Source organism: Streptomyces sp. NPDC058464 (assembly GCF_042721035.1).
In the GTDB taxonomy this organism is placed as follows: domain Bacteria; phylum Actinomycetota; class Actinomycetes; order Streptomycetales; family Streptomycetaceae; genus Streptomyces.
Genome location: NZ_JBHXMA010000073.1, coordinates 1 through 21,507, shown reverse-complemented (window position 1 = coordinate 21,507; position 21,507 = coordinate 1). Strand labels below are relative to the sequence as shown.

Annotated in this window: 20 protein-coding genes and 2 pseudogenes; 12 read left to right on the top strand and 10 right to left on the bottom strand. The window is 72.1% G+C overall.

All coding sequences use genetic code 11. The annotated features are described in order from the left end of the window. Nucleotides 1-861 carry a universal stress protein gene (locus tag ACFWPQ_RS49040; RefSeq protein WP_384050992.1) on the top strand — a complete coding sequence of 287 codons (861 nt, stop codon included), beginning with the start codon at nucleotides 1-3 and terminating at the stop codon, nucleotides 859-861. 38 nt (nucleotides 862-899) lie between these two features. On the opposite strand, the pseudogene ACFWPQ_RS49035 reads toward ACFWPQ_RS49040, so the two are convergent. Next, a pseudogene (locus ACFWPQ_RS49035) lies at nucleotides 900-1,031 on the bottom strand (hypothetical protein); the annotation flags it as partial. An 11-nt stretch (nucleotides 1,032-1,042) separates the two neighbouring features. On the opposite strand from ACFWPQ_RS49035, the gene ACFWPQ_RS49030 reads away from it, so the two are divergent. The 5 genes from ACFWPQ_RS49030 to ACFWPQ_RS49010 all read left to right on the top strand — a co-directional run bounded on the left by ACFWPQ_RS49030 (nucleotide 1,043) and on the right by ACFWPQ_RS49010 (nucleotide 8,607). Next, the gene (locus ACFWPQ_RS49030) at nucleotides 1,043-3,427 is read left to right on the top strand and encodes a phosphoketolase (RefSeq protein WP_384050954.1); all 2,385 of its coding nucleotides are present in this window, start codon (nucleotides 1,043-1,045) and stop codon (nucleotides 3,425-3,427) included. A gap of 31 nt (nucleotides 3,428-3,458) precedes the next feature. Next, entirely contained in the window at nucleotides 3,459-4,472 is a 1,014-nt protein-coding gene (gene gap, locus ACFWPQ_RS49025) for a type I glyceraldehyde-3-phosphate dehydrogenase (RefSeq protein ID WP_384050951.1), read from the top strand. Between the two features lie 179 nt (nucleotides 4,473-4,651). Next, the gene (locus ACFWPQ_RS49020) at nucleotides 4,652-7,348 is read left to right on the top strand and encodes a GNAT family N-acetyltransferase (protein ID WP_384050948.1); all 2,697 of its coding nucleotides are present in this window, start codon (nucleotides 4,652-4,654) and stop codon (nucleotides 7,346-7,348) included. A 20-nt stretch (nucleotides 7,349-7,368) separates the two neighbouring features. Beyond that, entirely contained in the window at nucleotides 7,369-8,097 is a 729-nt protein-coding gene (locus tag ACFWPQ_RS49015; protein WP_384050945.1) for a CBS domain-containing protein, read from the top strand. Between the two features lie 15 nt (nucleotides 8,098-8,112). Beyond that, entirely contained in the window at nucleotides 8,113-8,607 is a 495-nt protein-coding gene (locus ACFWPQ_RS49010; protein WP_384050942.1) for a flavodoxin domain-containing protein, read from the top strand. Nucleotides 8,608-8,759: 152 nt separating this feature from the next. On the opposite strand, the gene ACFWPQ_RS49005 is transcribed toward ACFWPQ_RS49010, so the two are convergent. From ACFWPQ_RS49005 to ACFWPQ_RS48980, 6 genes and pseudogenes are all read right to left on the bottom strand, one after another. Then, nucleotides 8,760-9,680, bottom strand: coding sequence for a DUF1918 domain-containing protein (locus ACFWPQ_RS49005; RefSeq protein WP_384050939.1), 921 nt, complete (start codon nucleotides 9,678-9,680; stop codon nucleotides 8,760-8,762). Nucleotides 9,681-9,920: 240 nt separating this feature from the next. Then, nucleotides 9,921-10,238, bottom strand: coding sequence for a cation-transporting P-type ATPase (locus ACFWPQ_RS49000; RefSeq protein WP_384050936.1), 318 nt, complete (start codon nucleotides 10,236-10,238; stop codon nucleotides 9,921-9,923). Next, nucleotides 10,228-10,686, bottom strand: a complete 459-nt coding sequence (locus ACFWPQ_RS48995; protein WP_384050933.1) for a cyclic nucleotide-binding/CBS domain-containing protein — start codon at nucleotides 10,684-10,686, stop codon at nucleotides 10,228-10,230. Before ACFWPQ_RS48995 ends, ACFWPQ_RS49000 begins: the two co-directional genes overlap by 11 nt. A 90-nt stretch (nucleotides 10,687-10,776) precedes the next feature. Further along, on the bottom strand, nucleotides 10,777-11,766 hold the full coding sequence (locus tag ACFWPQ_RS48990) for an Acg family FMN-binding oxidoreductase (RefSeq protein WP_384050930.1): 990 nt from the start codon (nucleotides 11,764-11,766) through the stop codon (nucleotides 10,777-10,779). 30 nt (nucleotides 11,767-11,796) lie between these two features. Then, a complete protein-coding gene (locus tag ACFWPQ_RS48985) occupies nucleotides 11,797-12,678 on the bottom strand; it encodes a universal stress protein (RefSeq protein WP_384050927.1) in 882 nt (293 codons plus the stop codon). 328 nt (nucleotides 12,679-13,006) lie between these two features. After that, nucleotides 13,007-13,372 (bottom strand): annotated as a pseudogene (locus ACFWPQ_RS48980) (BON domain-containing protein); the annotation flags it as partial. A gap of 51 nt (nucleotides 13,373-13,423) precedes the next feature. Here ACFWPQ_RS48980 and ACFWPQ_RS48975 point away from each other — a divergent pair. After that, nucleotides 13,424-13,717, top strand: a complete 294-nt coding sequence (locus ACFWPQ_RS48975) for a universal stress protein (protein WP_384050989.1) — start codon at nucleotides 13,424-13,426, stop codon at nucleotides 13,715-13,717. Between the two features lie 89 nt (nucleotides 13,718-13,806). Here ACFWPQ_RS48975 and ACFWPQ_RS48970 read toward each other — a convergent pair whose 3' ends face one another. From ACFWPQ_RS48970 to ACFWPQ_RS48960, 3 genes are read right to left on the bottom strand one after another with little or no spacing between them, the layout of a single operon-like run. Continuing rightward, nucleotides 13,807-14,457, bottom strand: coding sequence for a CBS domain-containing protein (locus tag ACFWPQ_RS48970; RefSeq protein WP_384050924.1), 651 nt, complete (start codon nucleotides 14,455-14,457; stop codon nucleotides 13,807-13,809). Between the two features lie 46 nt (nucleotides 14,458-14,503). Continuing rightward, nucleotides 14,504-15,259, bottom strand: coding sequence for a universal stress protein (locus ACFWPQ_RS48965; RefSeq protein WP_384050920.1), 756 nt, complete (start codon nucleotides 15,257-15,259; stop codon nucleotides 14,504-14,506). Between the two features lie 46 nt (nucleotides 15,260-15,305). After that, nucleotides 15,306-16,430 (bottom strand): STAS domain-containing protein, encoded by a 1,125-nt coding sequence (locus ACFWPQ_RS48960; protein WP_384050917.1) that lies wholly within the window; start codon nucleotides 16,428-16,430, stop codon nucleotides 15,306-15,308. Between the two features lie 276 nt (nucleotides 16,431-16,706). Here ACFWPQ_RS48960 and ACFWPQ_RS48955 point away from each other — a divergent pair, with 276 nt between their 5' ends. The 5 genes from ACFWPQ_RS48955 to ACFWPQ_RS48935 all read left to right on the top strand — a co-directional run. Then, nucleotides 16,707-17,774, top strand: a complete 1,068-nt coding sequence (locus ACFWPQ_RS48955) for a zinc-dependent alcohol dehydrogenase family protein (RefSeq protein ID WP_384050987.1) — start codon at nucleotides 16,707-16,709, stop codon at nucleotides 17,772-17,774. A 23-nt stretch (nucleotides 17,775-17,797) separates the two neighbouring features. Then, the gene (locus ACFWPQ_RS48950; RefSeq protein ID WP_384050914.1) at nucleotides 17,798-18,472 is read left to right on the top strand and encodes a helix-turn-helix domain-containing protein; all 675 of its coding nucleotides are present in this window, start codon (nucleotides 17,798-17,800) and stop codon (nucleotides 18,470-18,472) included. A 35-nt stretch (nucleotides 18,473-18,507) separates the two neighbouring features. Then, nucleotides 18,508-18,948: a pyridoxamine 5'-phosphate oxidase family protein gene (locus ACFWPQ_RS48945; RefSeq protein ID WP_384050911.1), complete on the top strand. Its 441-nt coding sequence runs from the start codon at nucleotides 18,508-18,510 to the stop codon at nucleotides 18,946-18,948. 120 nt (nucleotides 18,949-19,068) lie between these two features. After that, a complete protein-coding gene (locus ACFWPQ_RS48940; RefSeq protein ID WP_384050908.1) occupies nucleotides 19,069-19,935 on the top strand; it encodes a universal stress protein in 867 nt (288 codons plus the stop codon). Between the two features lie 571 nt (nucleotides 19,936-20,506). Then, on the top strand, nucleotides 20,507-21,507 hold a 1,001-nt coding region (locus ACFWPQ_RS48935; RefSeq protein ID WP_384050905.1), incomplete at its 3' end, for a GAF domain-containing protein.

Sequence of the window (21,507 nt, the reverse complement as noted above, 5' to 3'; positions counted from 1 at the left end):
GTGGACCTGCCCGTGGTGGCCGGGGTCGACGGCTCCGAGTCAAGCCTGCGGGCCGTCGACTGGGCGGCCGACGAAGCCGTCCTGCGCGGGGTACCGCTCCGGCTGGTGTACGCCTCGCTGTGGGAGCGGTACGAGGGCGAATCGCTCGCCGACGATCTCACCAAGCCGTCCGACCAGCTCATGGCGGAGGACGTGGTCGACATCGCCGCTCGGCGGGCCGACCGCCGACAGCCCGGCCTGAAGGTCACCACCGCCATCCTGCCGGAGGAACCGGAGTACGCGCTGGTGCACGAGAGCCGCGAGGCCGCCGCGCTGGTGCTGGGCTCCCGGGGACGCAGCGGCTTCGTCGAGATGCTGCTCGGGTCGGTCGGCCTGACCGTCGCCGCGCAGGCCCACTGCCCGGTGATCGTGCTCCGTGGCAGCCACGACAACCAGGTCCGCACCGGGAGCGGCGGCCGGATCGTGCTCGGCGTCGGCGGCAAGGAGGCCGTGGGCTTCGCCCTGCGGGAGGCCGAACTGCGCGGCGCCGAGGTCGACGCCGTACGGGCCTGGCGTGCTCCCGCGCGTGAGACCACAGATCACCCTCTGCTGTCCGGGGAACCCGCCCGGCTGCACGAGCAGCAGGCCTCCGACACCCTGGAGGAGGCACTGAGCGAGATCCCGGAGAAGGTGCGCGTGCACCGTCAGACCGTCGAAGGCCCCGCCCGCCAGGTGTTGTTGGCCGCCTCTCACACCGCCGACCTGCTGGTGGTCGGGGCCCGGCGAAACACCGGGCACTTCGGGCTCCAGCTCGGCCGGGTGGCCCACGGGGTCCTGCACCACGCCGCCTGCCCGGTCGCCGTCGTACCCGAACGGACGTGAGTGCGGTGACCGGCCGCTCCGCGGCTTGCTGAGGTCCGCCGTTTGATCGTCCCGCCTTTGCCGGCGGCGTCCCGCCCTTCGAAGATCACGACCAGACGTTGCCCCGTTGCCGGCACCCACTCCTGCGGCTTCACCAACCTGGCCTGTCCACCACCCGACGACCGACTCACGGAGTCATCTCATGTCCAAGGTCGAACACCAGGACGCCACCGTACTGTCCGACGAGGAACTGCGCACCCTGGACGCGCACTGGCGTGCCGCCAACTACCTCGCGGCGGGGCAGATCTACCTGATGTCCAACCCGTTGCTCACCGAGCCGCTGCGGCCCGAGCACATCAAGCCCCGGCTGCTGGGCCACTGGGGCACCTCACCGGGTCTCAACCTCGTGTACACCCATCTGAACCGGGTGATCAGGGCGCGTGGTCTGGACGCGCTGTGCGTGTGGGGGCCGGGGCACGGGGGGCCGTCCGTGCTGGCGAACTCCTGGCTGGAGGGCAGTTACAGCGAGACCTATCCCGACGTGTCGCGAGATGGGGAGGGGATGGGCCGGCTGTTCCGGCAGTTCTCCTTCCCCGGTGGGGTGCCCAGTCATGTGGCCCCGGAGACGCCCGGCTCGATCCACGAGGGCGGCGAGCTCGGCTACTCCCTCGCGCACGCCTACGGCGCCGCCTTCGGCCACCCGGGCCTGCTGGTGGCCTGTGTGATCGGGGACGGTGAGGCGGAGACGGGGCCGCTGGCCGCGTCCTGGCACTCGAACAAGTTCCTCGACCCGGTCCACGACGGCGCGGTCCTGCCCATCCTGCACCTCAACGGCTACAAGATCGCCAATCCGACCGTGCTGTCCCGGCTGCCGGAGGCCGAACTCGATGCGCTGCTGCGCGGCTACGGCCACGAGCCGATCCATGTCACGGGTGATGACCCGCGTGAGGTCCACCGGGCCATGGCGGCGGCGATGGACACCGCACTGGACCGGATCGCCGTGATGCAGCGCTCGGCGCGCGAGGACGGGGTCACGGAGCGGGTGCACTGGCCGGTGATCGTGCTGCGGACACCGAAGGGCTGGACGGGTCCGGCCGAGGTGGACGGGGTGCCCGTCGAGGGGACCTGGCGGGCCCACCAGGTGCCGCTGGCCGGGGTCCGGGAGAACCCCGGGCATCTGCGGCAGCTGGAGGCGTGGCTGCGGTCCTACCGGCCCCAGGAGCTCTTCGGCCCCGACGGGCGTCCCGTCGCCGACGTGCTCGCCTGCGTCCCCGACGGTGCCCGTCGCCTCGGCGCGAGCCCGTACGCCAACGGCGGTCTGCTCGTCCGGGACCTGCCGCTGGCGGACCTGGACGGGTTCGCCGTCCCCGTCGAGAAGCCGGGCACCACCGTGCACGAACCCACCCGGGTTTTGGGTGACTTCCTGGCCCGGGTGATGAAGGACACGCGGCTGCGCAGGGACTTTAGGCTGGTCGGCCCGGACGAGACCGCGTCCAACCGGCTCCAGGCCGTCTTCGACGTGAGCGGCAAGGCGTGGCAGGCCGGGCGGCTTCCGGTGGACGAGCACCTCGAGCACCACGGCCGGGTGATGGAGATTCTCTCCGAACACCTGTGCCAGGGGTGGCTGGAGGGTTATCTCCTGACCGGGCGGCACGGGCTGTTCTCCTGCTACGAGGCGTTCGTGCACATCGTCGACTCGATGGTCAACCAGCACATCAAGTGGCTGAAGACGTCCAGGGAGCTGCCCTGGCGGGCCCCGATCGCCTCCCTCAACTATCTGCTGACCTCGCACGTGTGGCGGCAGGACCACAACGGGTTCTCGCACCAGGACCCCGGCTTCGTCGACCACGTCCTCAACAAGAGCCCCGAGGTCGTCCGCGTCTACCTGCCGCCGGACGCCAACACCCTGCTCTCGGTGGCGGATCACGCGTTGCGCAGCCGCGACTACGTGAATGTGATCGTGGCCGGCAAGCAGCCCTGCTTCGACTGGCTCTCCATGGACCAGGCCCGCGTGCACTGCGCCCGCGGCGCCGGGATCTGGGAGTGGGCCGGCACCGAGAACGGCTCCCGTGAGCCCGATGTGGTGCTCGCCTGTGCCGGTGACGTGCCCACCCAGGAGATCCTCGCCGCCGCCCAGCTGCTGCGCCGGCATCTGCCGCAGCTCGCCGTGCGGGTGGTGAACGTCGTCGACATGACGAGGCTGCTCCCGAAGGGCGAGCACCCGCACGGGATGAGCGACGCCGAGTACGACGGTCTGTTCACCACCGACAAGCCGGTGATCTTCGCTTACCACGGCTATCCCTGGCTGATCCATCGCCTCGCCTACCGGCGCACCGGGCACCAGAACCTGCACGTGCGTGGCTACAAGGAGTCGGGGACCACGACCACCCCGTTCGACATGGTCGTCCGCAACGACCTGGACCGCTACCGGCTGGTCATGGACGTCATCGACCGCGTCCCCGGCCTCGCGGTGCGCGCCGCCGGCGTGCGTCAGCAGATGGCCGACGCGCGTACCCGCCACCAGGCCTGGATCCGCGAGCACGGCACCGACCTGCCCGAGGTCGCCGACTGGACCTGGAACGGCTGAACACCCCCACCCCAGAAAGGAGTTCGTCATCATGACCGTACGCGTCGGCATCAACGGCTTCGGCCGGATCGGCCGTACCTACCTGCGCGCGGCGCTCGACCGCGCCGAGGCGGGCACCCAGGACGTCGAGGTCGTCGCGATCAACGACATCACCTCGCCCGCGACGCTCGCCCATCTCCTCGAGTACGACTCGACGTTCGGGCACATCGGGCGCGACGTCGTCCACGACGACAGCTCGATCACCGTGGACGGGCGCCGTATCGCCGTCACCGCCGAACGCGACCCGGGCGCCCTGAACTGGCTGGACTACGGCGCCGGGATCGTCATCGAGTCCACCGGCCGGTTCCGTGACCGGGACTCCGCCGCCCTGCATCTGAAGGCCGGCGCCCACACGGTCCTGCTGTCCGCGCCCGGCAAGGGCGTCGACGCCACCATCGTCATGGGCGTCAACGACCAGACCTACGACCGGCACCAGCACCGGATCATCTCCGCCGCCTCCTGCACCACCAACTGCGTCGCCCCGATGGTGAAGGTCCTCGACGAGGCCTTCGGCATCGAACGCGGCGTGATGACCACCATTCACGGTTACACCAACGACCAGTCCCTGCTGGACGGCCCGCACAAGGACTTGCGCCGAGCCCGCTCCGCCGCTCTGAGCATCATCCCGACCAGCACCGGCGCCGCCCGCGCGGTGGGACTGGTGGTGCCGGAACTGGCCGGGGCGCTGGACGGCATCGCGGTCCGCGTACCGGTGGAGGACGGTTCGCTCACCGACCTCGCGGTGGTGCTCGGACGAGAAGCGAGCCCGGACGACATCAATGCCGCGTTCGAGGCGGCTGCCGAGGGCGCGCTCAACGGCATCCTGCGGGTGTCGAAGGCCCCCATCGTCTCCCGTGACGTCATCGGCGACCCCTCCTCCTGCGTCTTCGACCCGGCCCTGACCCAGGCCAACGGCACCCTGGCCAAGGTCTTCGGCTGGTACGACAACGAGTGGGGCTACACCAACCGGCTCCTGGACCTGACGGCCCTGGTGGCCGAGGACTGACCACGCTCTGGAAGGGGCCGGTGCCGCCGATCACCGGCCCCTTCCGCATGCCCGGGACCCGGGACGACCGGCGGAGAACGTTGGGCCGACCGGCCCCCGGTACGCCCCGGACAGCCCATGGGGCCAGGCCCCGCCGCGCTGGATGCTCAAGGTGTCAACCGGTATGGAGGAGACCCGCGATGACCGACGACCTGCTCGAACGAGCCCCCGCCCACGCGCTGCTCGCCGACGGCACCACCGTGTGCATCCGGCCCGCGACCCCCGGCGACCACGACCGGCTGAAGCGGTTCTACGACGAGATGTCCTCGGAGAACCTCCGCCTGAGGTTCTTCTCGGTGAGCCGGCGCTCCGCCGGCATGGCCGCCGACCGGGCGTGTGCCCCGGCCCGCCCCGGCTACCTGGCGCTGCTGGCCGAGACACGGGGCCGGGTGCTCGGCCTCGCCGAGTACGACACCGGCGGGGAGAAGGACGCCGCGGAGATCTCCATCGCCGTCGCCGACGGACTGCACCACCGGGGCGTCGGCACCCTGCTCGTCGAGCACCTGGTCTCCGCGGCCCTCGCCGACGGCATCACCACCTTCACGGCGGACGCGCTGAGCGAGAACCGAGAGGTGCTGCGGCTCTTCGCCGACCTCGGTCTGCGGACGTCCCGCCGCTTCGAGGGTCCCGAGACGCGGTGCACCATCCACCTGGACGAGGACGACGCCTATCTCTCGGCCGTCGAGTCCCGGGGCCGCTCCGCGGACGTGGCGAGCCTGCGGCCGCTGCTGTGCCCGGAGGCGGTCGCCGTCGTCGGCGCCGGACGCAAACCGGGCTCGGTCGGCCGGGCGATCCTCCACCACATCCACACCGGTGGCTACACCCGCCGCCTCTTCGCCGTGAACCCGAGCGTGAACTCGGTCCTCGGCGTGCCGTGCTACCCGTCCGTCAGCGCCCTGCCCAGGACCCCGGACCTGGTGGTCGTGGCGGTGCCCGCAGCGGCGGTCCCGGAGACCGCTGAGGAATGCGGCAAGGCCGGTGTCCGCGCCCTCCTCGTCGTCACCTCGGGCCTCGACGCCGACCAGGCGCAGGCGCTGCGCACCGCATGCCGGACCTACGGGATGCGCATGGTCGGCCCCAACTGCCTCGGCATCTCCCACACGGAGCCCGGCCTGCGGCTCGATGCCACCTTCGCCGACGGCCACCCCAGCCCCGGCAGTGCCGGCGTCGCCGTCCAGTCCGGCGGCATAGGCATCGCCCTGCTGGACGGCATGTCCCGGCTCGGCATCGGCGTGTCGTCCTTCGTCTCGCTCGGCGACAAGTACGACGTCAGCGGCAACGACATGCTCCAGTGGTGGGAGACCGACGGCCGCACCGACCTGGCGCTGCTGCACCTGGAGTCCTTCGGCAACCCGCGCGCGTTCTCCCGTACCGCCCGCCGGGTCGCCCGCCGGATGCCGGTGCTGACCGTGGACGCCGGCCGGTCCGCGGCCGGACGCCGGGCCGCCGCCTCGCACACCGCGGCCGCCGCCACCCCCACGATGACCCGCCGGGCCCTGTTCACCCAGGCCGGCATCACCGCCACCAGCTCGGTCGGCGAACTCCTCGAAGCGGCCGCCCTGCTGTACTCGCAGACGCTCCCGGAAGGCAACCGCGTCGCCATCGTCACCAACGCCGGCGGCGCCGGGGTCCTGGCCGCCGACGCCTGCGCCGAGGCGGGGCTCGCCCTGCCGCCGTTCACCCCGACGATGATCGACGAACTGCTCGCCGTGCTGCCCGACGGAGCGGCCATCGGCAATCCGATCGACGCCACCGCCGCCGTGACCGAGGAACAGCTCACGGACTGCGTCGACGCGCTCATGGAGTATCCGGGCGTCGACGCCGTCCTGGTGGCCCTGGTCCCTACCGCTCTCGCCACCGCGACCGGCGACAACCTGGTACGGGCCCTCACCGGGGCGCCCGGCCGCAGGACCAGGCCGGTCCTCGCGGTACGCCTGGAGCAGGACCTGCCGGTCCGGCTGCTGCCCGCCGCCGACGAGGGCGGCACCATCCCGTCCTACGCCGAACCGCAGGCGGCGGCACGTGCGTTGGCCCACGCGGCCGACCGGGCGGCCTGGCTGGCCCGTCCGGCCGGCACCGTACCGGCACTCGACGACGTCGACACCGAGCGGGCCCACGCGATCGCCGACGCCCACCTGGCCGCACACCCGGACGGCGGCTGGCTCGACCCGCGCACCTGCGCCGACCTGCTCGCCTGCTACGGCGTCCCGCAGATCCCCTGGGCCTGGGCCGAGACCGAGGACGACGCCGTCCGCGCCGCCGAACGACTGCGGGGCGTCGACGGCCGGGTGGTCATGAAGGCCCACTGGCCGGGCCTCGTCCACAAGAGCGAGGAGCGGGCGGTCCACCTCGACCTGCGCGGCGAGCCACAGGTCCGCGCCGCCTTCCGGGACCTGGAGACGCGCTTCGGCGACCTCATGACCGGCGTGGTCGTCCAGTCGCTCGCCCGGCGCGGCACCGAGCTGTTCGCCGGTGTCGTCCAGGACGAGGTGTTCGGCCCACTGGTGCTGTTCGGGCTCGGCGGTACGGCCACCGAGATCCTCGCCGACCATGCCGCCCGGCTCGCGCCGCTCACCGACCACGACGTGCACGACCTGATCACGTCCCCGCGCTGCGCGCCCCTGCTCTTCGGCACCCGCGGCAACGGACCCGTCGACCTCGAGGCCCTGGAACAACTGCTCCTGCGACTGTCCCGGATGGCGGCGGACCTGCCGCAGCTCGCCGAGGCCGACTTCAACCCCGTCCTGGCCACCGCGGACGGCGTCACCGTGCTCGACGCACGGGTACGACTGCTGCCGCGCCGGCCCCAGGACCCCTACCTGCGCCGGCTCCGCTGAGGGCTGAGGAGGAGACCGAGATGAGGCACGACAAAGTGGGCTCCGTGATGACCACGGACGTCGTCCACGCCGCCTACAGCACGCCGTTCAAGGAGGTCGCGCGACTCCTCGCCGACCACCGGATCAGCGGCCTGCCGGTGATCGACGACGACGACAAGGTCATCGGGGTCGTCTCCGAGACCGACCTGATGGTGCGCCAGGCCGCCGCTCCCGGCCCCCACGGGGAGAAGTACCGCGCGCCGCTCGGCCAGCTGACGCGCGGCGCCCGGAAGCAGGCGGCCAAGGCACGGGCCCGTACGGCCGGAGAGCTGATGTCGGACCCGCCGGTCACCGTGCACGCCGAGGACACCATCGTCGAGGCGGCCCGGACCATGGCCGGACGCCACGTGGAGCGGCTCCCGGTCCTCGACGAGGAGGACCGGCTGGTCGGCATCGTCACCCGGCGCGACCTGCTCCAGGTGTTCCTGCGCCCCGACGACGAGATACGCGACGAGGTGATCGAGGAAGTCCTCGTACGGGCTCTGTGGATGCCGCCCCGCAGCATCGAGGTGGCCGTGGCCGAGGGGGTCGTCACGCTCACCGGCCACATGGAACGCAGGACCGAGACCGAGATCGCCGTCTCCATGACCCGCCAGACGGACGGCGTGGTCGACGTGGTCGACAAACTGACCTACCGCCAGGACGACGCCCGTGTCCGCGAGGAGCAGGCGCTGCACGGCGCAGCCGACGACTGGCTGCGCGGACTCTGAGAGGAGGTCCATCCCATGACCGGCACCGTGTTGGTCACCTACGGCACCAAGAACGGATCGACGGCGCACATCGCCGAGTCGATCGCCGACGCCCTGCGCGAGAAGGGGCTGACCGTCGAGACGATGCGGGCCGCGTCCGTTCCCTTCGTGGACCGGTACGACGCGGTCGTGATCGGCGGCGGACTGTACGCCGGCCGCTGGCACAAGGACGCCAGGACATTCGTCCGCCGGCACCGCGCCGACCTCGCCCGGCTGCCCGTGTGGTTCTTCAGCAGCGGCCCGCTCGACACCTCGGCCTCGGAGCGGGACATCCCGCCCGTGCGCGGAGTGCGCCGCGCGATGCGGGACCTGCACGTACGGGGCCACGCCACCTTCGGCGGCTGCCTGGACGGCGACGCGGACGGCTGGCTGGCTCGGAGGATCGTACGCTCCGGGAACGGTGGGGACTTCCGGGACTTCGAGGCCGTGGCGGCCTGGGCGTCCGGGATCGCGGGGGAGTTGAAAGGCTGACCAGCGCTCGCCGCGCCGCGGCCGCGGCCGAAGCCGCAGGCCATGAGTCCATCACGAGCGGGCCTTACCGGGTCATCCTGGCGAGGCCCGCTCCGGCAGTACGAGTGCGGGCTGCGTAATGACGCCGACGACGTGAACTCCGCGGTCCTCGGCTACTGATCCGCCGGTGTGATGCGGCGGCCAGTGAGACTTCTGGGCCGGATCGACACCCACATGGCGCGCGCACCGCCCGCCCATGGTGTGGCGTGGGCGTGCTGAAGGAGCCTGCGTATCGCCTCGGGTTCCGTCACGATGCTCGCCCGCCCGACGGCGAGTACGCTCCAGCCCACGCTCCGTACCTCGTCCACACGGTCGACCTCGAAGGCGACCTCCTCGTCCACCACCGACGCGGTGACGGACTCCGGCGCGGTCCGGAAGACGATGGCGCCGTCGACGACGTCGTAGTTGACCGGGACGACCGCCGGGTGACCGTCCGGCGTCGAGACCGTGACGCGTCCGACCCCGTGTGTGGAGAGCAGGGCCCTGCATTCCTCCGGGGTGAGGTCGCGCAGCCGTGGGTGGAGCAGGGCGTGTCCCTGGCCGGGCGGGAGGTCGACGCCGGCGTTGTACAGCGCGCTGACGCTGGTACCCAGTGCGTCTGCCAGCCTGACGACCGTCCCGAGGGCCGGGGGCGTGGGGGACTGCTCCAGGCGGGCGAGGTATTCGGGGGCCATACGGGCCCGAGCGGCCGTGACTTCCAGGCTGAGGCCCCGCCGTCGCCGTTCCGCGGCCACCCACCCGCCGAAGTCTCCGGGACCGGCGGCCCCGCCCGATGGCGGAGGCGCGGACCGGTCCTCCGCCCCACCCGCGTTCCCCGGTGATCCGTGTGGGGAACCGGCCGGTCCGGGCCGGAGACGGCGGATGTGCGCGTCGGGCCCGGGAAAGACCAGCGTGATCTCGCCCGAATCCGACCAGCGCACGTCGTAGGGGGGTGTGCCGTCCTCATGGTGGAGGCCGATGATCTCCCCGTCGCGCCTGGTGGCGCCCGTGGCCGGGCTTTCGATGACGAGTTGGTCGCCGAGGTGAGCTCGCATGGTCGCCGCCCTCTCCTCAGAGTGGTGCTGTATCAACCCTGCCACGCGGGACACCGCACGGCGCGGGGCGGGCACCGCCGACGCGTCGCGGCACACCTGTGTGCCGTCGGTGATGTCGGCGCGTTCGGATTGCCTCGGACCAGAGGGGCCGGCCGGCCGTCTGGGGGCTGCTCTGGCGGTCTCCAGCACCAAGTGCGCCCGCACGTTCCAGGAGCACCGGCTCGCACGCGTCCCCGGCCGTCAGAGCACGGAGAGCGTCTCCTCCATCTCGGCGATCCGTTGTGCGGCCAGCCGTCGCCAGACGTGTCCCCGGCCCACGCCGGGAAGTTCGTTCGGTCCGTAGCGGACCCGCCGGGCACCGGCCTCGGCGGCGCTGAGACCGCGCGGGGAGCCGTTCAGGGCGGCGAAGACCTCAGCGGCGGTCAGTGCGGGGACGGAGAGGGCGGAGGTTTCCGGCCCGCCGACCGGTGTCGGTCCGGTTCCCCGGAGTTCGGCGTCGTTCCGCGGGCCGTCCTCGTGCAGTGCGGTCGTTCCAGACCGGCCCGGTTCAGTCTTCATGCGGACCGCCGCAGGCGGAGGGCGGTCCGGGTGGTTCCTGGAGCACGCTCCATGCGACGGTTCCGAGCAGATCGGCCAGCCGTCCGAAGACGTCCAGGAACAGGTCGTCGGTCGTCAGTACCCCGACCACCCGGCCCCGTTCGAGGACCGGCAGCCGGCGCACGCCGGTACGGCGGAAGGTGAGGTACGCCGCCTGGAGATCGTCATCGGCGTCGACGGTGACGAGCTCGGTCGACATCACCGTATCCACCGGTGCGTCGGGCGGCAGGCCGCCGCCGAGGCCACGCAGCGCGAGGTCGCGGTCGGTCACGATGCCGCGCAGCTCCTCGTCCTTCATGACGAGGACGGAGCCCACGGCCCGCTCGGCCATCCACCTGCTCACCTCCTTCAGGGAGACGCCGGGGTCGACGTGCACGGGAGGCGTGGTCATCGCCTCGGACACCTTCATGCGGATGCTCCTACTCGTGGGTCGTGGGTCGTGGGTCGTGGGTCCGTGGGTCGTGGTGCGGGGGCTCCGGCCGGGACGCGGTTGCCGGTCTCACACGATGTCCAGCACGTCGTCCACCGGCCGGCGCGGGCTCGGGGAACCTTCGGGGCCGTAGCCGAGCCGGAGCACCATCTGCACGTGGCCCATGGCGGAGAGAGGGTCGCGGGCCGCCCACCTGAGGTCCGGCCATTCGAGCGGCTGGGAGGTCACGGAGGCGACCAGCCCGTCCGTGGTGGCCCGCAGCAGGACCCGCTCCAGGGCCTGCCCGGCACGCAGCCAGTCCGCGGGGCCGTCGTGGGCGGTTCCGAGCAGGGCGATGTTCGGGTTCTTCTCGAACGACGCCCGGGGACGGCCCGGCATCGGGCGTCCGGCGGCGAAGTCACGCACGGGGGCGTTGCCACCGTGAGGCACCGGGCCGAACGCCTCGGCGGGGATGCCCTCGGTCGGCCCATCGGCACCCGAGGGTTCGGTGTACGTCCACCGCACGGTCTCGCCGCGCATCCCCGCATCCAGGGCCTCCCAGGTCTCGGCGTCCCGCACCAGCTCCAGGATCGACTCCACGTGCCAGGCCCCGGGAAACAGCAGCTGTGCACCTTCGGCGCGGGCCGCCTCGCACAGGTCCTCGCGTACCGTCGCCAGGAGCTCCTCGTCACGGAACGGGTGACGGCTCGAGTGGCGGCAGCCGACCGCCGGGCCCAGTAGTGCCAGCGTGGCGTCCGGCGGACTGCTGCCGCACAAATGCACCTCGGCGAGCAGATCCGGACAGTCCGGATCCGGGAGCAGCCGGACGACCGGCGCCAGCGCCGCTGCGGCGGCGGCCACCCGCAGGTTGAGCAGGGCGGCTCCGCAGCTCATGTGCAGACCCCGGTGCTGCGGGTCGGTGTGCGGCAGGGCGTGCTCCAGGTCGGCGTACAGGCGCAGGACACCGATGTCACGGAGGTAACGGAACCTCCACGGCTGGGCGTTGTGCTGCGAGGGCGCGGCGGTGGCGTCCGACACGAGCGCCGACACGGTCTGCACATCGACGGGTTCTGCGGTCATGGTGACTTCCCTTCGCTTCCGCCGTGGGGTTCACGCGGTCTCGGACGGCACGGCGATGACGGGGCATCGCGCGTGGTGCAGCACCCCCTGGCTGACGGAGCCGAGCAGCATGCCGGTGAATCCGCCCCGGCCCCGCGTGCCCACCACCAGGCCCAGCGCGTGGGCCGAGGCGTCGGTGAGTACCTCTACGGGGTGACCGGCGACCAGTTCGTGGCCCAGGTCCACCTGCGGGTAGCGCGCGCCGCGACCGGCCACGATCTCGGAGAGCAGCCGCCGGGCCTCCTGCTGCGGTTCGTACTCGTCGAAGATCCTCAGCGGCCCCGGCTCCCAGACGCAGACGGCCCGCAGTCCGGCACCGCGCAGCGCGGCTTCCTCGAACGCGAGGTCCACCGCGGCCGCGGAGTGCGGGCTGCCGTCGACGCCGACGACGTAGTACGCCGGTTCCTGGGTGGTGTGCTCCGGTTCGGGCACGACGACCACGGGACAGCGGGCGTGGGCCATGAGGGGTACGGCGACCGAGGCGGAGCCGAACACCTCCCGGGTCCGGCTCAGGTGCTGCGAGCCCAGCACGACGGCCGTGGCGTCATGGCTCTGCTCGCGCAGCACCCACACCGGATCGCCCTCCGCGAGCCGCGGGTCGACCTGGAGCCCCGGGTGGTGCGCCGCGACGAACTCCGCGGCCTCCTCCAGCGTCCGTCGGCCCGCTTTGTGCAGCGCCTCGTTCCACTCCGCCCAGGAAGGCGGGACCTCCCCCCTCCCGTAGCCGCGTGTCGGCACGCCCTCGGCCAGCACCGGGCGCAGCGGCAGCCGACGCCGGGCGGCCTCGTCGGCTGCCCAGGCCAGAGCCATCCGGTGGGTGGGATCCGGGTCGACGCCCACCACGATCGGCCGAGGATCACCGGGCCGGGTCATGACGACCACCGGTTTCCGGGGCGTCGGGCGCGGGGGCCGCGGACGTCAGGTGCCCGATGCCTGATGCAGGAGCCCGGCCCGGCGAAGTGGACGCCGAACGTGCCGCAGACGGGGGCGTGCTTCGAAGCGCCCGCGTTCGCCGCGGTCCGATCGGTCTGTGTCGCTGGTGTGGGAGCGGACATCGCCCTCATCTCCTCCCTGCGGCGGTGCCGGGGGAGTACCACCGCTGTTTCCATTGCAGGTCGTGGTGCGGGCGGCGTACCAGGGGCCATTGGTCCCTGTGCCGGGCCCGGTGATCCCTGACGGACGGACGCCGTGCGGCGCTCGGTCACCGGCCGGAATCCCATGCCTGGGGGAACGTGTCCTCACGAACCGCTCGCGGGCACCGCGCCGACGGTTCGTCGGTTCGGTCGTGATCGCCCCCGTGCCGGCGCGTCACCCCCTGGCAGGGGCCCGCGTTCCGGGTCAGGTCGCACTCCACGTCCACCACTCCCTCGACGGCTCGCACCAACCGCACGGCCACGGGCACCAGGGATCTGTTCCGGACCCTGCCACTGAGCGTGGCGACACCCTCGGGCACGTCCGCGCTGACGGCGGAGTCCGGCGGTGGGAAGAGGTGCTGGACGATGTCACGCCGTACCTCCTCGGCAAGACCCCGTTCGTCGACCACAGGCAGCCGCTTGATCTTCGAGCGGAACGTCTCCTTCCAGCATGACTCCGTGGTCAAGAGCGTGACAGGGGCCCCCTGCCCCCCGACCGGGTCGTTCGGCTCGACGGATGGCCCGGTCGGTCCTGTGGAGGAACCTACGGCCCCCAGCGGCCCAGGAACTGGCGGCAGAAGTTCCCGACAGTCGACGTCATCGAGTCGAGCCGCTGCGGCAGCGCCGCGCAGGTTCTCGTCAACGCCGCCCGTGATGCTTCTCTGGTGGTCGTCGGCCGACGCATCCGCACCGGCTCCCTCGGCGTGCACGTCGGTCACGTCACGCATGCCGCCCTGCATCACATCGGTGCGCCCGTCGCCGTCGTGGCCCACGGTTGATCCGGCAGCCCGGGCCCGCGAGCCAGGGGTGGCGTCAACGCCGAGGCACGTGGATCAGCCGGCGCGGGTGCTCCCCGCCGCGGTCACCGTCATCCGTCCACCGCGGTGAGGCGGCTGTCCACGCCCACCACGCCCTCGACGCCTCGCACCAGGCGCACCGCGAGCGGAATGCGGGTGCCGTCGGTGACCTTTCCGGTCAGGGTCGCAATGCCCTCGACGACCATGATGTGCACCGGCTCGACCGGGGCCGGGAAGAGGGGGTCGACGACCTCGCGCCGGATCTCGTCGGCGAGGTCGTTGTCGGAGCGGAGAAACACCTTGAGCAGATCCCCTCGGCTGACGACCCCTTCGAGCACACCCTCGGCGTCGACGACGGGCAGCCGTTTCACATGCCGCAGGGCCATGATCCGCGCGGCTTCCGGCAGCGTGGCGTCGGCGTGGACGGTGACGGCAGGAGCGCTCATCAGTTCCGCCGCGCACACCGCGCCGGCCTTCGCCAGGTCGTCGAGGCGCTGCCGCCGCACGAACGGGTCCGGATCGCTGTCCCGGAACTCCTCCTTCGGGAGCAGATCGGCCTCGGAGACGACCCCGATCACCCGGCCGTCGCCCTCCAGCACCGGCAGGGCGCTGATCCTCCCTCCGTCCATGCGTTCGACGATGTCCTTGAACAGGGCGTCGCGGCCCACCGCGACGACGGCACGCGTCATCACGTCGCCTACCTGGTGCGGGCTGCTCGTCATGGTGTTCTCCTCACAGCTCCGGGATGTCGGGTCCGCCAAGGGGACCTCACGGGTCCTGCCACCAGCGTGAACGTGTCCATGTCCGCGCACTACCGGTCGGCCGGGTGGACCCCGGCCCCTTCGGTACGACGGCCACTGCACACGTGGCTCGCCGCAGCAGAACCCGAGCGGCCTCTTCCCCATCGGATTTCCGGGAGTCACGGGGAACCACGACCAGCCCGGCACGTTCGGAGCAGTGCAGCAGTGCCTCTGTGGGACCGGACAACCGGACATCCGCCAGCACGTCCACGTCGGGGAACTCCTCGCACCACGGGCGCAGCGCGTCGCGCAGTAGCTGCACCTCGTGGTCCTCCCAGGCCGCGCGATCACTCTCGGGTACGCCGAAGGGCCGGCCCACGGCGCCCGGGGGCAGTGCCCAGGCGTGCACGGCGTGCAGGCGCACGCCTCGGCGCCGGGCGCTCTGGAAGGCGAAATCGAGGGCCGTGTCGGAGGGCTCGCGGGCGTCGACACCGAGGGTGACTCCCGTCCGGTGGCGGGAGACGGCGAGACGGTCGGGGACCAGTACGACGGGGCAGTGGGCGGCGCGGACGAGCATGGCCGGCGGAGAGTCGGAACCCGGAGGGGCGCCGGTGCAGTCCCGGCACACGCCGCAGACGATCACCGACGCCCTGCCGGGCTCCCGCATCGGGTTGTCCGGCATCCGCAGCACCGCACCCCGCAGTCGGGCCTCGTCGGTCGCCCAGTCGATCGCGGCCCGGCCGGGTGTCGATGTGCCGGTGCGGGCAAGGACCACGGATTCCATCGCCGTTCGCCTTCCGGGTAGGTGCGGGTTCGGGGGGTGCCCGAACTCAGCCGGTCTTGTGACCCCAGCGAGGTCCGACGGTGCTCCACTCGCGATCCCACAGGTCGAGCCGCCGCTGCTCCAGCCGCCACCGGACGACCGCTCCGGCGCCGATGACCGCTCCGGCCAGCGCACAGCCGGCCGCCGTCCCGAGCACCCCCGCCTCGACGGCGGCCGCTCCGGCGCTCGGCGGCTCGGTGGTCAGACGACCCTGGCCGTCCAGCCAGACCACAACCTCGGAACCGGCCTTGCTGCCGGTGTGCACGAGAGTCCGGCCCGTGCGCGTGGAGCCGTCGGGTGCGGTCCAGCTCACCGCGCCCGGTGTGCGCTCGCGGTCCGTGCCGATCCCGGAGACGCTCTTCGGGACGTCGACGAGAAGCACGGCCGACGCGGGCTCCCGCTCCGCCCGCTGCCGCGCGAAGACACCGTCCGCGGCCCGGGCGGTCACCAGCCCGGCGACGATGCCTCCCACCAGGACGAGTGCCCAAACGGCCAGGACGATCCAGGCCTCGACGATGTCGTCATGGCGTCGCAGCGGGTTGCTCCGCCACCGCCACAGCAGCTTCTTCACACGCCTGGTCCTGCGCATCGGTCCGCACCTCCTCCTCGTCGTGGTGACATTCCCGAAGGTGTCAGTCGGCCGCGCACCGGGACATGGGCCGGTCAGGAACCACCGCGGGGCTGCACGGGGGCCAACTCGACCGGTCGTATGGGCCGTTCGGCCCTCAAGGGGAGAGAGCCAGGCGACCGCGACGGAGGCCGGACCCGCTGAGTCCTTGCCGGCGACCGCCTCGGGGAGGCCGGGACACAGTTCGACGGCGCCGCCCAGGCCCGTGCGACGAAGCAGGCGCAGGAAGCTGCCGTCCGGTGCGACCAGCTGCAGTCCGCCGACACGTGGCCGGACCCGGTTGCGGACCCGGCACCGGAGGCCGAGCCCCGAACAGCCGGTGAAGGAGACGGGACTCAGATCGAGTACCAGATCGGGCTCCGAACCGGCTGTCAGGGAGTCCAGGGCCGTGGAGAGGACCGGTATCGCCGGCAGATCGAGTTCGCCGTGCAGGGGGACGACGGTCGTGCCGTGGTCGGTGCGGGTCGTGCGGTACGCCACGGACCTGGTGTGGTTGTCGGCCATGGAGGCAGACAAGTGCGGCCGGCGGGGCGTACGGAATGGCCGTTCGGTCCCCTTGTGCTCCTGGCGGCATGCCCCGAGCGGTGGTGTTCTGGCGTTCCGAAGGGGCGGCCCGTCCGGCAGGTGACGAGGGCCGGTCGGCCCAAGCGGACCCGTTCGGGATGGGACAAGCTGGATGTGCGGGGCGATACCGGCACTGTCCAGGCGCCCGGCCGGCACCTGCCGTCGGCGTCCGCCGGCCCCGTGCCCCGCAGCGGACCAAGGACGGTGAGTGACGACATGAAGGCCTTCGTCTTCCACGGCCCCGGGCAGTCCGCCTGGGCAGAGGTCCCCGATCCCGCCGTCAAGGAGCCCACCGACGCCGTCGTGCGTGTGGACGCCGTCACGATCTGCGGGACGGACCTGCACATCCTCAAGGGCGACGTCCCGGAGGTGCAGCCGGGCACGGTCCTCGGTCACGAGGCCGTCGGCGAGATCGTCGAGGTCGGCGGTGACGTACGGACCGTACGGCCCGGAGACCGCGTGCTGGTCTCCTGCATCAGCTCCTGCGGGCGCTGCTCGTACTGCCGGGAGGGCATGTACGGCCAGTGCCGCGGCGGCGGAGGCTGGATCCTCGGCCATCTGATCGACGGCACGCAGGCCGAGTACGTCCGCGTACCCTTCGCGGACCTGTCCGTGCACGCCCTGCCCAGCACGGTCGACAGCAAGGACGCCGTCCTCCTCGCGGACATCTTCCCGACCGCCTACGAGGTGGGCGTCCTCAACGGCCGGGTACGCCCCGGCGACACCGTCGCCGTCGTCGGCGCCGGCCCCATCGGCCTGGCGGCGATCACCACGGCCCGGCTGTTCGCCCCGGAGCGGGTCCTCGCCGTGGACCTGGCCCCGGCCCGGCTGGAGGCGGCCAGGGCGCTCGGTGCGGACGCCGTCGCGGACGCCCGGGAAGCCCCGGAACAGCTGGTCGCCGACCTCACCGACGGACTCGGCGCGGATGTCGTCATGGAGGCCGTCGGTGTACCGGAGACCTTCGAACTGTGCACCCGCATGGTCCGGCCCGGCGGGCACGTGGCCAACATCGGCGTCCACGGCGAGCCGGCCACGCTGCACCTCGAAGACCTGTGGATCAAGAACGTGACCATCACCACGGGCCTGGTGGACACCCACTCCACCCCCACCCTGCTGCGGATGGCCGCCGCCGGCCGGCTGCCCACCGCGCAACTGGTCACCCACACCTTCCCTCTGGACCACATGGCCGAGGCGTACGACGTCTTCGCCCGCGCCGCCGACACCGGCGCGCTCAAGGTCGTACTCGGCGGGGAACAGCACGAGGTCGCCGTCCGCGGGACCTGACCGACGAGAGGATGTGACCGGTCATGGCCGGACAGGTAGGGCCGAACACGGCAGAAGGGGCGCCGCCGGGAGACCTGGGGCGCCGCCTGACGGCCCGCCGCCAGGAACTCGGCCTCACCCGTGAGGAGACGGCCGAACGGGTCGGCATCGCGCCCGGCTATCTGCGGTACCTGGAGGAGAACTCGGCTGCCGCACCGGGCAGGGGCGCCCTGCGCAGGCTCGCCGGCGTCCTGCACACGACCGTGTCGCACCTCACCGGGGGTGACACCGAGGCCCCGTCCGGCCGGGCCAGGGCGGGACACCACCCCCGGTTCGCGGAGCTGAACCCGTCCGAATGCAGGGCGTTGCTCGGTTCGCACGGCGTGGGGCGCCTCGGGGTCGACACCGCGTCGGGCCCTGTCGTCGTACCGGTCAACTACAGCGTCGTCGACGGCGCGATCGTCTTCAGGACCGCCGACGACACCGCACCGTCCATGGCCCCGGGCCGCCAGGTGGCCTTCGAGGTGGACCGCATCGACGACGCCTTCAGCGAGGGCTGGAGCGTGCTGGTACGCGGACCTGCCCGCCGGGTGAGTGAGGCGGCGGAGGTGCGCCGGCTCGCCGCGTCGGTCCACAGCACTCCATGGGCGGGCGGCGAGCGCGACCTGTGGGTGTGCATCGAGCCCCGCTCCGTGACCGGGCGTCGCATCACGGTCTGATCCGACGCAGGACGAAGCGAGAGACGAGACGGCCGATGTATGCCAACGACGGATTCCGTGAACTCGACCGGTGGGAGTGTCTGGGGTTGCTCGCCGGGGTGCCGGTCGGCCGGATCGTCCACACCCGGGACGCGCTTCCCGCGGTGCTGCCCGTCAACTTCGCCCTGGACCGTGACGGAGCGGTGCTGCTGCGGACGTCCGCGGCCTCGGAACTGGTGCGGGCCATCGACGGTTCGGTGGTCGCGTTCGAAGCCGATGAGGTCGACGCCGCCACGCACGTCGGCTGGAGCGTCGTGGTCACCGGCCCTGCGGCCGTGGTGAGCGACCCCGGCGAGCACGAGCGGCTGGTCCGCGACGGCCCGCGTTCCTGGGTTCCGTCCCCACGGGAGGTCTTCGTGCGCATTGAGCCGGAGCTGGTCACCGGGCGTCGACTGACCGCCGGACGAACCACGTACGGCTTGGACCACGTCTCCTGAAACTCCGTCACCGACGGCACCAGGGACCGATGGACCCACCGTGAGGACCTACGGTCCCTCCTGCCGCGAGCCGTGCGTGAGCAGAGTGGGGAGCACACCCGTGCAACAGGAGGTCTCCTCATGACCCGTGTCGTCGCCGTGGGCCTGGACGGCTCGCCTGAAAGCCTCGCAGCAGCCGACTGGGCCGCTCGTGAGTCCTTGATGTCCGACCTGCCCCTGCGACTGGTGCACGTCGGCGACCGACAGGCGCACGAGTACGTGCCGTTCGCCGGCGAGCCGGTGCCTCCGGCGGGAGCCGACCGCTCGGCGGCCCTGCTGCGGGAGACCGCCGTCCGACTGCACCACCGTCATCCCGGCCTGCGAGCCGAGACGGACCGGCTGCCGGGACAGCCGGTGGTCGCATTGGTCGGTGCCGCCCGGGACGCGGAGCTCCTGGTTCTCGGGACGCGGGGACCGGGCGCGGCCGTGGGCTTCCTGCTCGGCTCTGTGGCGTCGGCGGTGGTCGCCCGCGCCGAGCAGCCGGTCGTCCTCGTCCGCGCCGGAGCCGATGCCGGGGGCGAACGTGTGTCCGATGCCATCGGTGCGCCTTCCCGGGCCACCCCGTATCGAGACGTCGTGGTGGGGCTGGACCTCAGCAACGCCGACGACACCGTTCTCGGCTTCGCGTTCGCCGCGGCATCCCGGCGCGCGGCCGGGCTGCGCGTGGTGCACGGCCGGAGCGGCCCGGAGGAGCTCCAGGACGACCCGGCCGCCGTACGAAGGCGGCTCCTCAGCCCGTGGAAGGCCAAGTTCCCGGGTGTCGAGGTAACCGAGGAATCGGTGATAGGCGACGCCGGAGCGCACTTGGCGGACGCCTCACGTGAGGCCTCCCTGGTGGTCGTCGGCCGCCGGGTCCGCCGGGCCGCGCTCGGCGCGCACATCGGCCCGGTCACCGCCGCGGTACTGCGCCATGCGACCGCACCGGTCGCGGTCGTACCGCACGACTGACCGGTTGCGCGGAGTTCTGAGGCTGTCGGCTCGAGAGGTGTGCCGGTGCGGGCGGAGCGACACCGCAGGGGACCGGTGCCGCTCCTGAATCCAGTCTCTCCCGGCGTGCGGCGTGGAACGGGTGCCGATGGTCATCTGTTCGGGGTCGGTCGACCGTTGCGCGCCGGTGGTGTGCCGTCTGCGCCCTGATACCTCGGCCGGTCGGGACCGCGGGGCCGACCGCCGCGCCGTATCCGTATGGCGCCTGATCCCCTCCGCCTGTACGACAGCGACGGAGCCGGGCACCAGTGGCCGGATGCGCGGCCACGGTTTCCGGACAGGGCGCGCCGCGGCCCGGACAACGGTCGCCCTGCGGTCGGCGGGGATCCCGGATCGGCGGCGGTCTTGGGCCGAAGACCGCTGTGAGCCCCCTGGCCCACAGGCGCCGCTGTCCCCTCGGCAGGGCGGAACGGTCCGGCCCCAGGCGCCGACGACTTGACCCGATCCAGGTGCCCACGCCAGTCGTCGCGCATTACGGTGGCGCTTGGCCGGACCTGCCGGTGTGTGAGTCGACGGGATCGGGAGGAGTGCGGTGGAGAGCCACGAGGCGGCCCGGGTGCGGTTGCCGCAGCTCAGGCTGGATGAGTTGCTGGAGGAGTTGCAGGCCCGGCTGGATGCTGCGCGTGGTACTCGGGATCGTGTGCACAGTCTGCTGGAGGCGGTGCTCTCGGTCGGTCGGGAGCTGGATCTGGAGCAGGCTCTGCGCAGCATCGTGGAGGCGGCGGCTGTGCTGGTGGACGCCGAGTACGGGGCTCTGGGGGTGATCGGGCCGGACGGCAGGCGGTTGTCGGCTTTCCATACGGTCGGTGTCACTGAGGAGGAGATTGCCCGGATCGGGCCTTTCCCGGAGGGGCATGGCATCCTCGGTGAGCTGATCCGGCACCCGGAGCCGTTGCGTCTGACCAAGCTGTCGGGGCATCCGGCCTCGTACGGTTTTCCGCCGAACCATCCGCCGATGAACACCTTTCTGGGTGTCCCGATCCGGGTTCGTGATCAGGTTTTCGGCAACCTCTACCTGACGGAGAAGCGGGGTGGTGGTCAGTTCGACGAGGAGGATGTGTCGGTGACGTCGACGCTGGCCGTGGCGGCGGGTGTGGCGATCGACAATGCGCGGTTGTATGAGGAGTCGCGGCTGCGTGAGCGGTGGCTGCGGGCGAGTGCGGAGATCAGTCACAGTCTGATGTCCGGCAGTGCGAGTGCGGAGGCTCTGGGGCTGATCGCCGAGCAGGCCAGGGAGATCACGGGCTCGGCGCTGGCTGCGGTGGCGACGCCGATGGCGGACACGGACTCGCTCACCGTGGAGGTCGCTGTCGGTATGGATGCGGATGCCCATCGTGGGCTGGTGCTGGGTGTGGACAGGACCTTGATGGGTCTGGCGTTCGCGGAGGGTGCGGCGGTGACCAGTGTGGATGTCACCGAGGATGAGCGGGTCACGCCTGAGCCGCCGCGTTTTGGGGGGCTGGGTCCGGCGGTGGCGATTCCCATCGGTACGGGTGGGGCGGGGGTGCGGGGTGTGGTGTTGCTGGCGCGGGA

What these genes read in the sequence shown, in the direction of transcription:
- ACFWPQ_RS48950 (WP_384050914.1), top strand. Translation starts at nt 17,798, where the DNA reads ATGGCCGGACAGGTAGGGCCGAACACGGCAGAAGGGGCGCCGCCGGGA.
- ACFWPQ_RS49010 (WP_384050942.1), top strand. Translation starts at nt 8,113, where the DNA reads ATGACCGGCACCGTGTTGGTCACCTACGGCACCAAGAACGGATCGACG.
- ACFWPQ_RS48985 (WP_384050927.1), bottom strand. Translation starts at nt 12,678, where the DNA reads ATGACCCGGCCCGGTGATCCTCGGCCGATCGTGGTGGGCGTCGACCCG.
- ACFWPQ_RS49005 (WP_384050939.1), bottom strand. Translation starts at nt 9,680, where the DNA reads ATGCGAGCTCACCTCGGCGACCAACTCGTCATCGAAAGCCCGGCCACG.
- ACFWPQ_RS49020 (WP_384050948.1), top strand. Translation starts at nt 4,652, where the DNA reads ATGACCGACGACCTGCTCGAACGAGCCCCCGCCCACGCGCTGCTCGCC.
- ACFWPQ_RS48970 (WP_384050924.1), bottom strand. Translation starts at nt 14,457, where the DNA reads ATGACGAGCAGCCCGCACCAGGTAGGCGACGTGATGACGCGTGCCGTC.
- ACFWPQ_RS48990 (WP_384050930.1), bottom strand. Translation starts at nt 11,766, where the DNA reads ATGACCGCAGAACCCGTCGATGTGCAGACCGTGTCGGCGCTCGTGTCG.
- ACFWPQ_RS48940 (WP_384050908.1), top strand. Translation starts at nt 19,069, where the DNA reads ATGACCCGTGTCGTCGCCGTGGGCCTGGACGGCTCGCCTGAAAGCCTC.
- ACFWPQ_RS48995 (WP_384050933.1), bottom strand. Translation starts at nt 10,686, where the DNA reads ATGAAGGTGTCCGAGGCGATGACCACGCCTCCCGTGCACGTCGACCCC.
- ACFWPQ_RS48965 (WP_384050920.1), bottom strand. Translation starts at nt 15,259, where the DNA reads ATGGAATCCGTGGTCCTTGCCCGCACCGGCACATCGACACCCGGCCGG.
- ACFWPQ_RS49000 (WP_384050936.1), bottom strand. Translation starts at nt 10,238, where the DNA reads ATGAAGACTGAACCGGGCCGGTCTGGAACGACCGCACTGCACGAGGAC.
- ACFWPQ_RS48960 (WP_384050917.1), bottom strand. Translation starts at nt 16,430, where the DNA reads ATGGCCGACAACCACACCAGGTCCGTGGCGTACCGCACGACCCGCACC.
- ACFWPQ_RS48955 (WP_384050987.1), top strand. Translation starts at nt 16,707, where the DNA reads ATGAAGGCCTTCGTCTTCCACGGCCCCGGGCAGTCCGCCTGGGCAGAG.
- ACFWPQ_RS49015 (WP_384050945.1), top strand. Translation starts at nt 7,369, where the DNA reads ATGAGGCACGACAAAGTGGGCTCCGTGATGACCACGGACGTCGTCCAC.
- ACFWPQ_RS49030 (WP_384050954.1), top strand. Translation starts at nt 1,043, where the DNA reads ATGTCCAAGGTCGAACACCAGGACGCCACCGTACTGTCCGACGAGGAA.
- ACFWPQ_RS48945 (WP_384050911.1), top strand. Translation starts at nt 18,508, where the DNA reads ATGTATGCCAACGACGGATTCCGTGAACTCGACCGGTGGGAGTGTCTG.
- gap (WP_384050951.1), top strand. Translation starts at nt 3,459, where the DNA reads ATGACCGTACGCGTCGGCATCAACGGCTTCGGCCGGATCGGCCGTACC.